This is a genomic window from Aquirufa nivalisilvae, assembly GCF_004307455.1.
Lineage (GTDB): Bacteria > Bacteroidota > Bacteroidia > Cytophagales > Spirosomataceae > Aquirufa > Aquirufa nivalisilvae.
Map to the genome: position 1 here is coordinate 480837 of NZ_SEWX01000008.1, position 10843 is coordinate 491679.

Sequence of the window (10843 nt, forward strand, 5' to 3'; positions counted from 1 at the left end):
CCGTTCTAAGAATACGGTAAGAACCTTCCTTTATGATTGACAAAAATTACGCCCCGCAAGAGATTGAGCAAAAATGGTATGCCTTTTGGTTGGAAAATAAGCTTTTTGCTTCTAAACCTGATCCAAATAAAGAAGCATATACCATCGTCATCCCTCCTCCCAATGTAACGGGAGTATTGCATATGGGGCATATGTTAAATAATACCATCCAAGATGTATTAATTAGAAAAGCTCGGATGGAAGGAAAAGAGGCTTGCTGGGTGCCAGGAACAGATCATGCATCCATTGCCACAGAAGCCAAAGTGGTAGCGATGTTGAAAGAAAAAGGCATCGAAAAAAAGGATATTAGTCGGGAAGAATTTCTGAAATATGCTTTTGAATGGAAGGATAAATATGGCGGAATTATCTTAGATCAATTAAAAAAATTAGGCGCTTCCTGTGATTGGGATCGTACTCGCTTCACCATGGAGCCTTCATTATATGAGGCAGTAATTGATACCTTTGTTCGTTTGTACAACAAAGGGTTAATTTACCGAGGTGTTAGAATGGTCAATTGGGATCCTCAAGGTAAAACAGCCTTGTCTGACGAAGAAGTAATTTACAAAGATGTTCAAGCCAAATTATACCATATCCAATATCCATTGGTAGATGGTTCAGGACATGTAACCATAGCGACTACTCGCCCAGAAACCATCATGGCCGATGCTGCTATTTGCGTCAATCCAACAGATGAGCGTTACCTTTCTTTGCATGGAAAAAAGGTTTTTATTCCTCTAATCAATCGTGAAATCAGCATTATTCCTGACGAATATGTAAGTACCGACTTTGGAACTGGATGCTTAAAAGTTACTCCTGCCCATGATTTAAATGACTATGAACTAGGCATTAAACATAAATTACCTGTTATTGATATCATTGACGACAATGGTGCATTAAATGAAAAGGCGGTTTTATTTGTAGGTGTAGACCGTTTTGAAGCCCGAAAGCGAATTGTCAAACAATTAACGGAAGAAGGATATTTAATTCAAACCGAAGAATATAAATCCACCATTGGTACTTCTGAACGTACAGGAGCCGTTATTGAACCTAAGCTTTCATTGCAATGGTTCTTAAAAATGGAAGAAATGGCAAAACCTGCTTTGAAAAATGTCATGAATGACAACATCCAATTACATCCTGCCAAATTCAAAAATACCTATCGTTCTTGGATGGAAAATGTACATGATTGGTGTATTTCGCGTCAATTGTGGTGGGGGCAACAAATTCCCGCTTTTTACCTGCAAGATGGAACGCTAATTGTGGCAAAAGACAAGAAAGAAGCGTTGCGCATTGCTCGAGATAAATACCAGTTATTTGCTTTGGTAGAAGATGACTTAACGCAAGATCCAGATGTATTGGATACTTGGTTCTCTTCTTGGTTATGGCCTATCTCTGTTTTTGATGGTATTGAAAACCCAAATAATGAAGAAATTAATTACTATTACCCTACCAATGATTTAGTTACGGGACCCGATATTCTATTCTTTTGGGTTGCTCGGATGATCATGGCTGGGTATGAGTGGAGAGGTGAATTACCTTTCAGAAATGTGTATTTGACGGGTATTGTCCGCGACAAGCAAGGCAGAAAAATGTCTAAGTCCTTAGGCAATTCTCCTGATCCATTGGAATTAATTGAGAAATTTGGAGCGGATGGAGTTCGTTCGGGTTTATTGTTCTCAGCACCTGCAGGAAACGATTTATTATTTGATGATAAATTATGCGAACAAGGTAGAAACTTCTCCAATAAAATCTGGAATGCGTTCCGATTATTAAAGGGCTTGGAGGTTCAGGAAGGCCAATCTTTGCCAGAACATGTGTTGGCTACAGAATGGTTTGAATCTAAATTATCTCAAACGATCCTAGATGTACAGGATCATTTCCAAAAATTCCGAATTTCAGATGCCTTATTGAGTATTTATAATTTGGTTTGGGATGATTATTGTGCCAAATATTTGGAGATCATCAAACCTCCATACCAAAGCCCCATTGCATCAGAAACCTTAGCTACGGCCCTGGGTTTATTTGATCAATTAATGCGTTTATTGCATCCATATATGCCATTTATTACAGAAGAAATTTGGCAGAACATGGAAGAAAGAAAAGCAGGCATTAGTATTTGTAAAGCTGAATTTCCAAAAGCAAAACCCGTACAAGCTTCCATCATTGCCCAATTCGATTCCTTGTTTGAGATTGTAACTAAAATCCGTGAGATTAGAAATACCAAACAAATTTCTCCTAAAGTTGCTTTGAGTCTATGTATCAAATCGGAGCAGCCACAAGCCTATACTTCTCTTGAAGCTATTCTCATTAAATTGGCGAATTTAGATTCGGTCACTTTCATTCAAGAATCAATTTCAGAAGCACAAACTTTTGTGGTGAAGTCTGATCAGTTTTTTGTTCCTTTAGCGAATGATGAAGATCCAGCCGTTTTAAAAGAAGAATCTGAAAAAGAATTAGTTTATTTAGAAGGTTTTAAAAAATCGGTAGAGGCAAAATTAGCCAACGAAAAATTCGTTCAAAATGCGAAAGCTGATTTAGTAGAAAGAGAAAGACAAAAGCTTTCGGATGCTGAAAATAAAATCAAATCGTTGAAAGAATTAATAGCCCGTTTAAGCTAAATGAAAATCACTAAGCGCTACGTAGGATTTTTTTGGTTGATGATTGCACCTATGATCTTGGGGTCTTGTGGAAGTACAGAAGACAAAAAGGAAATCAAGGAAAAAGTTTCAACCATTCAATTGGATATACAGCGTTTAGATCAGGCTATTGCGAACAGTAAGAATGAACAACAAATCGATAGCATACTTCTCAAACACCCTGAAGTCTTACATGCATATTTTTCTGTTGGGGCAAATAGATCGAAAGAATTAGCTAAAAACTTATTTGCGCTCTTCCAAAATCCAGCTTTACGTAAGTTTTACGAACAAAGTCAACAAGATGTATTTTTTGGAGGCCAGGTATTAGAAAAGGAATTACAAACTGCCTTCCAAGAAATAAAAAATGAATTTCCTCAAGCTAAAATCCCAAAAATCAGAACCGTATTTACAGGTTTTGGGGCCATTGGGAATTTTAAAACGGAACATCTAGTAGTGAGTGATAGCCTAATTATCATTGGCTTGGATTATTTCATGGGGAAAAAAGGAATGTACCTGCCTCAAAATGTGTACGATTATCAATTAAGGAGACTAGAACCCAGAGCACTTGTGGGGCAAATTCTATTATTATATTCAGGCTATTTCAACAAGCATATGGCAGAAAATGCTACCATGCTGAGTGATATGATTTGGTATGGAAAAAGCTATGCATTTGCCAAGAAAATGGCTCCAGCCTTAGCGGATAGTTTATTGTTTGGATATACACAGAAGGAATTAACTGAATCAGATATGTTTCAGCAGGAAATTTGGGAACATTTTATTGACCAGTCATTGTTGTACAAACAAGATGAATTCACCAAAGCCAAATACTTAGGAGAAAGACCCAAAACAGTAGAGATTGGTCCCGCATGTCCGGGATCTATTGGACGGTGGTTAGGTTGGAAAATCATTGACGCGTATCAGACAAATCACCCACAAGAACGATTGGCAGAAGTAATGGCAAAGCCAGATGCTAATCAACTATTCCAGGCCTCAGGATATAGAGGTAAAGCGAAAGAATAAGCATATGGCTAAGAGACACGAGAAATTTGGAGAAGGTGCAGATCCTAAAGATGCCAGAAAAGTTAATAAAGAAGGAATTCGCAAAGCGTTACGCATTTACAAATTCATTTTACCGTATAAATGGACATTCATAGCAGGAATGTTCTTTTTGTTTTTTTCCAATTTAACTACATTAAGTTTTCCATTATTGATTGGTGAAATGACTAAAGTGATGGAAGGGAAATCTCAATTCACCATCAACCAAGTAACCATTTTCTTCTTTTCGATCTTAGTTATTCAGGCTGTATTATCCTTTTTTAGGATTTACACCTTTGCACAAGTTTCGGAAAAAGCAATGAAAGATGTTCGCCAACATCTTTACACGAAAATTATTACGCTTCCCATATTCCAATTTGAAAAACGGCGTGTCGGAGAAATGATGAGTCGAATTACCTCAGATATTACCCAACTACAAGATGTGCTTTCAATCACATTAGCTGAATTTTTTAGACAAATATTCACACTAATTGGAGGAATCGCTTTGATTACCTACATATCGTGGAAACTAACATTATTTATGTTGGCCACGTTTCCTGTATTGGTTATTGCGGCCTTAGTCTTTGGAAGATACATTCGCAAAGTATCTAAAAAATCTCAAGATGAGCTGGCATCTACCAATATCATTGTAGAGGAAACCTTTCAATCTATTCAAGCAGTCAAGTCATTTACCAATGAAAAATGGGAAGTTAATCGCTATACTCAATCTTTAAATTTAGTTGTCGAACAAGCCTTAAAAGCAGCTACTTTCCGCGGAGGATTTGTCAGCTTTATCATCTTTGCCCTCTTTGGAGGCATTGTTGGAGTTGTTTGGTACGGAGCACAATTAGTTTCATCTGGTGATTTGATCTTAGCAGAATTATTAACCTTTATCTTTTATACAGCCTTCATTGGTGGATCTGTAGGAGGACTTGGTGATATCTATGCCCAATTACAAAAAACGATTGGGGCATCTGAGAGAATCTTAGAAATATTGGACGACCATTCAGAAATCAATATTGAAAAAGAATCCACAGAAGAAATTCCATTTGGAAGAATTGAAGTAAGAGATTTACATTTTACGTATCCAGGAAGGCCAAATGTGCCTATTTTAAAAGGGATAAATTTCAATATTGAGCCAGGCGAGAAGGTTGCCATTGTGGGTAGCTCAGGAACAGGGAAATCAACCTTGGCTCAATTGTTCATGCGCTTTTACGAACCCAATTCTGGTAAAATATGCTTAGGAGAACAAGATATCCAGGCATTCAATGTAAGTGATTGGAGGAAATTAGTAGCCTTAGTGCCACAAGAAGTATTGTTGTTTGGAGGAAGCATCCGAGAAAACATTGCCTATGGAAAGCCTGATGCTACTATAGAAGAAATAGAAAAAGCGGCTGAACAAGCCTTTGCCAAACAATTCATTGAATCCTTTCCTGAAAAGTGGGACACTTTAGTAGGAGAAAGAGGGGTAAAATTGTCAGGGGGACAAAGACAGCGAATTGCTATCGCTAGAGCCATATTGAAAAACCCCAAATTTCTATTGTTAGATGAAGCCACCAGTGCATTAGATTCGGAGTCAGAAAAATGGGTTCAATCTGCATTGGAAGAATTAATGAAAAACCGTACTAGTTTAATCATTGCTCACCGTTTATCGACCATTCGCTCTGCTGACAAAATCATAGTTATGCAAGAAGGTCAAATTGTGGAAACAGGAAATCATGAGGAATTGATGACCATAAAGGATGGAATTTATCAAAAAATGGTCAAATTGCAGTCTGATCATATCTAACAAGATGGAGCATAAAGTACTTAGTTTATCCGATTTTGACCTTCGACCAACTCCTTGTAGAATTGAAGTATTGGGTTTATTGCAATCTCATGAATATGCTTTAAGTCAGGGTGATATCGAACAAGAATTAAGTAATCAATTTGATCGAGTAACTGTTTACCGAACACTTAAATCATTCTTAAGTCAAGGTCTTATCCATAAGGTTCTTGATGACATTGGAGGTATTAAATACGCACTTTGTAAGGAACTGTGTCACCAAGGTGGACATGCACATCAACATGACCATGTTCATTTCAAATGTGACCAATGTGGTCAAACTACTTGCCTGGAATTAGTTCATATTCCTAGCATCAATTTACCAGCGAATTTTACTAAAAAAGAAAGCAATTTGTTAATTCAGGGGATTTGTAATCTTTGTAATCAACCTTAAATAGAAACTTTCCTTCGAAGTAATTCGAGGCAATTAGGATTGATTTTATAACGCTTTTGTCGCCTGTCCTCATCTGAGTTCTCCCGAATGATGCTATTCTTTTCCCCTGTCAATAAAGTAAGCGTTTGATTCACTTGATTGATGATAGCACTTCGGCGATAACGTTGAGTATCAAAAGCTAAATTTTCTAAATCTAAAATGTGATTTACCTCTTCGATGGCCAATCCACCTTGATTTTGATTGTCAATAATAGATTTTAATAAGCGCAAAGAAGTTGGATCTATGTCTAATTTCACTTCCTGCATGAGGGTTAAATTCACAGCTTTTTTAGTACGAATTGGTTTAATACTTTTCATGACAAAAATGAGTACCACTACTAATAGAACTAAAATTAAGCCATAAAACCAATCCGTTTTATACCATGGTAAATCTGTCAACAAACCAATAAAAGTTGCATTTTTAGCTAAATCATCGAAATTAATGAGCAAAACACTATCAGAAGAATTAGGATTAGGATTTTGTAATACGGTTAAAAGCCATGGACCATTTTTGAAAATACTAGAATTTAAAGGTTGAGATGCACCCAGTGCTATTCGTGCATATCTAAGTTCTAGATCATTATATTCAAAGATTTCAAGAGTCCGTGGATTAACAAAATAATACTTATGTATTCCATTTTTATTACTAGAAGGTTCAAAAACAAAATACTTACCGGTGTAGAATAAATGATGCCTATTCTCATAGGTGTATTCCTCTAAAATTTGTTTGAAAATAGGATGAGTAATTTCTCCTATTTTTTCCCATGTTTTAGTAAAAAAAGAAAATTGATAAATGGATTGATCCAAAGTTAATCTACCATAATCTTGACTAACATCCGTACTATAATTAGAGAAGGATACAAGCATATCTCTCTCAGGAAGATATGAAACAAAGCCATGGTACATTCCTTCTGGTGCTTGACCTTTTGAATTAGTCGCTTCCCATTCCTTTGTTTTTTTATCAAAATAAATCAAGTGATTATTAGATCTCCAAAAACCATATCCACCGATTGAAAATACAACGTCACCACGAAAGAATCGATAAGCTGAACAATTATCACCGCGGTAATAAGTATCATCCTTTCTCTCCAATTGAAAACTTGTTAGATCAACAACATACATTTGGTTCGTACATTCTTGAAATATGTGGATTCGATTGGTATTTTTCTTTTGTAAGACAGTGAATTCTGCTGTCTTCATAAAATCGGGACGATAAGTAGAATCCGTTGTTAAGCGATGATAAAATACCCAATTTGAATTAGAATCTAATCGGGCTATTTCTTTCTTGGCTAAATCAATGCGATAGGGCTTGTGATCTGTATTATTAAGAAAATAGGCAAATTGATTAGCCCAAATGTAGCTAGGGAAAATAAAAAGCAACAATAAGAGGCAATAATGCTTCATGTTGTAAATGTATTAAATAAATAAAATATGACTCTAATTGAATGGATTAAATGGTAAGGTATTTAAAAATATAGACCAGAGGAAAGGGAATGGTAAATGGTGAATTATAAATTGTAAATGATAAATTATAAATGGAATAATTCTACATTCTTCATTCTACATTTCCCTTATAACTAAACCCTAATCCTTATTCAAAAGGTTAATCCTACGAAAGATGAGAACGCAGCATGAGCGAAGCAACAGAAAGAAAATTATAAATTGTGAATGATAAATTATAAATGGAAGAGTTCCATTCTACATTCTTCATTCTTCATTCCCCTAATAACAAAAAAAAGCCCACTAGAGACTAGCGGGCTTGATAATAATAACTTGGAGCTTACTTACTTTCCCGGGTTTGATCCCAGTATCATCAGCGGTGCGGGGCTTAACTTCTCTGTTCGAGATGGGAAGAGGTGAACACCCGTCCTATCGGCTCCATAAATCTTGCAAGGTCTTAGCCTTTTTCCATATTGTGAGATAAAATAAACAGTCGTTGCATTTTTTTTATAAAAGTAAGCTTTCGGGTAATTAGTACTACTCGACTTTGACATTACTGCCTTTACATCTGTAGCCTATCGACCGTGTCGTCTACACGGACCCTTCATGGAATACTCATCTTCAGGTCAGTTTCGCACTTAGATGCTTTCAGCGCTTATCTGGTCCCGACGTGGCTACTCAGCTATGCCCTTGGCAGAACAACTGATATACCAGCGGTCAGTCCAACTCGGTCCTCTCGTACTAAAGTCAGAACCTGTCAATATTCCTACGCCCACAACAGATAGGGACCGAACTGTCTCACGACGTTCTGAACCCAGCTCGCGTGCCACTTTAATCGGCGAACAGCCGAACCCTTGGGACCTTCTCCAGCCCCAGGATGTGACGAGCCGACATCGAGGTGCCAAACCTCCCCGTCGATGTGAGCTCTTGGGGGAGATCAGCCTGTTATCCCCAGAGTACCTTTTATCCTTTGAGCGATGGCTGTTCCATACTAAACCACCGGATCACTATATCCTACTTTCGTACCTGATCGACTTGTCGGTCTCACAGTCAAGCTCCCTTTTGCTATTGCACTCTACGCACGGTTACCAAGCGTGCTGAGGGAACCTTTGAAAGCCTCCGTTACTCTTTTGGAGGCGACCACCCCAGTCAAACTACCCACCAAGCAATGTCTCCCATCTAGGGATTAGAATTCCAGTACAAGAAGGGTGGTATTTCAACGTTGGCTCCCCGATGCCTAGCGACACCGGCTCACAGCCTCCCACCTATCCTACACATCCAGTACCAAAACTCAATGCTAAGCTATAGTAAAGGTTCATGGGGTCTTTCCGTCCCGTTGCGGGTAAACGGCATCTTCACCGTTACTACAATTTCACCGAGCTCACGGCTGAGACAGTGCCCAGATCGTTACACCATTCGTGCAGGTCGGAACTTACCCGACAAGGAATTTCGCTACCTTAGGACCGTTATAGTTACGGCCGCCGTTTACTGGGGCTTCAGTTCAATGCTTCGCCTTGCAGCTAACATCCCCCCTTAACCTTCCAGCACCGGGCAGGTGTCAGGCCTTATACGTCATCTTTCGATTTTGCAAAGCCATGTGTTTTTGTTAAACAGTCGCCTGGGCCATTTCTCTGCGGCCTCGATTACTCGAGGCTCCCTTTATCCCGAAGTTACAGGGTTAATTTGCCGAGTTCCTTAGCCGTGATTCACTCGAGCGCCTTAGAATATTCTTCTCGACCACCTGTGTCGGTTTACGGTACGGGTTACTTATTAGTTATACACGCCTAGACTTTTCTTGGAAGATCACTCGCTACACTCGTTTTGGCATTGCTGCCGCCTCTCAAAGACACTATTCCGTCAGTATCTGGTAACCCATTCTCTCCGTCATCTATTTGCCCAATAAGTAAGTACAGGAATATTAACCTGTTGTGCATTAGGTTGTCGCTCTCGCTAGACCCTTAGCCCCCGACTAACCCTCAGTTGATTAGCATAGCTGAGGAAACCTTAGTCTTTCGGCGTGAGGGTTTCTCGCCCTCATTATCGTTACTCATGCCTACATTTGCTTTTCTGATCGCTCCAGCCAAGCTTGTCGCTCAACCTTCGCCGCAATCAGAATGCTCCCCTACCAGTATATAAATATAATCCAAAGCTTCGGTACTTTACTTGATGCCCGTTTATTATCGATGCCCGCCTCGCTCGACCAGTGAGCTGTTACGCACTCTTTAAATGAATAGCTGCTTCCAAGCTAACATCCTGGCTGTCACTGCAATCAGACTTCCTTAGTTCAACTTAGTAAAGATTTTGGGACCTTAGCTGTTGGTCTGGGTTCTTTCCCTCTCGGATTGGGACCTTAGCACCCCAACCCTCACTCCCGGGTATATTTTAAGCCATTCAGAGTTCGTCAGGATTTGGTAGGATTTGACTCCCCCTAGTCCTATCGGTAGCTTTACCTGCTTAAAACTTGACCCCGAGGCTGTTCCTAAAAACATTTCGGGGAGTACGAGCTATTTCTCAGTTTGATTGGCCTTTCACCCCTACCCACAAGTCATCCAAATACTTTTCAACGTAAACTGGTTCGGTCCTCCACTCCGTTTTACCGGAGCTTCAACCTGCTCATGGGTAGATCACAAAGTTTCGCGTCTACTCCCACTGACTAAGCGCCCTATTCAGACTCGCTTTCGCTCCGGCTGCTCACATCTATGTGATTAACCTCGCCAGTGAAAGTAACTCGTAGGCTCATTATGCAAAAGGCACGCCGTCACCCCACGAAAGGGCTCCGACCGCTTGTAAGCGTATGGTTTCAGGGTCTTTTCACCCCCTTACTCAGGGTACTTTTCACCTTTCCTTCACAGTACTCGTTCACTATCGGTCTCTTGGTAGTATTTAGCCTTACCGGATGGTGCCGGCAGATTCAAAGGGGATTTCTCCAGTCCCCCCCTACTCAGGATACTCCTACAATGAAATAAACTTACCAATACAGGGCTCTCACCTTCTACGGCCCGCCTTCCCAGACAGTTCTCGTTCATTTATATCATCGATATCGAAGTCCTACAACCCCAGTCTTGCCGCAACAACACTGGTTTGGGCTAATCCGCGTTCGCTCGCCACTACTTACGGAATCACTTTTGTTTTCTCTTCCTCTGCTTACTTAGATGTTTCAGTTCAGCAGGTTTGCCTTCTATTATATAGAATACTAGATCTTCAATCTAGTGGGTTGCCCCATTCGGAAATCTTCGGATTAATGGTCTTGTGCACCTCCCCGAAGCTTATCGCAGCTTAACACGTCCTTCTTCGCCTCCAAGAGCCTAGGCATCCCCCATACGCCCTTATTTCACTTACTCTCTAATATCTTCATGCCCGAAGGCAATCGCTATCTATTTTTGCTCTTACTCTTTACTTTATTCTCACAATATGTCAAAGAACCTTGTGTAAAAAC

At 39.5% G+C, this 10843-nt stretch carries 5 protein-coding genes and 2 rRNA genes; 4 read left to right on the top strand and 3 right to left on the bottom strand.

Annotation, left to right across the window (positions count from 1 at the left end):
- Nucleotides 1–32 precede the first annotated feature (32 nt).
- The 4 genes from EWU22_RS13040 to EWU22_RS13055 are packed head-to-tail and all read left to right on the top strand — an operon-like array spanning nt 33 to nt 5929.
- The gene (locus EWU22_RS13040) at nt 33–2657 is read left to right on the top strand and encodes a valine--tRNA ligase (RefSeq protein WP_130925886.1); all 2625 of its coding nucleotides are present in this window, start codon (nt 33–35) and stop codon (nt 2655–2657) included.
- Nucleotides 2658–3695: a gliding motility protein GldB-related protein gene (locus EWU22_RS13045; RefSeq protein ID WP_130925887.1), complete on the top strand. Its 1038-nt coding sequence runs from the start codon at nt 2658–2660 to the stop codon at nt 3693–3695. It begins immediately after the preceding gene.
- A gap of 4 nt (nt 3696–3699) precedes the next feature.
- Nucleotides 3700–5499, top strand: a complete 1800-nt coding sequence (locus tag EWU22_RS13050; RefSeq protein ID WP_130925888.1) for an ABC transporter ATP-binding protein — start codon at nt 3700–3702, stop codon at nt 5497–5499.
- Between the two features lie 4 nt (nt 5500–5503).
- A complete protein-coding gene (locus EWU22_RS13055; protein WP_130925889.1) occupies nt 5504–5929 on the top strand; it encodes a Fur family transcriptional regulator in 426 nt (141 codons plus the stop codon).
- On the opposite strand, the gene EWU22_RS13060 is transcribed toward EWU22_RS13055, so the two are convergent.
- From EWU22_RS13060 to EWU22_RS13070, 3 genes are all read right to left on the bottom strand, one after another.
- Entirely contained in the window at nt 5926–7371 is a 1446-nt protein-coding gene (locus EWU22_RS13060) for a Kelch repeat-containing protein (RefSeq protein WP_130925890.1), read from the bottom strand. The genes EWU22_RS13055 and EWU22_RS13060 overlap by 4 nt on opposite strands.
- 367 nt (nt 7372–7738) lie before the next feature.
- Nucleotides 7739–7850, bottom strand: a 5S ribosomal RNA gene (rrf, locus tag EWU22_RS13065).
- Between the two features lie 68 nt (nt 7851–7918).
- Nucleotides 7919–10748, bottom strand: a 23S ribosomal RNA gene (locus tag EWU22_RS13070).
- Between the last annotated feature and the right edge of the window lie 95 nt (nt 10749–10843).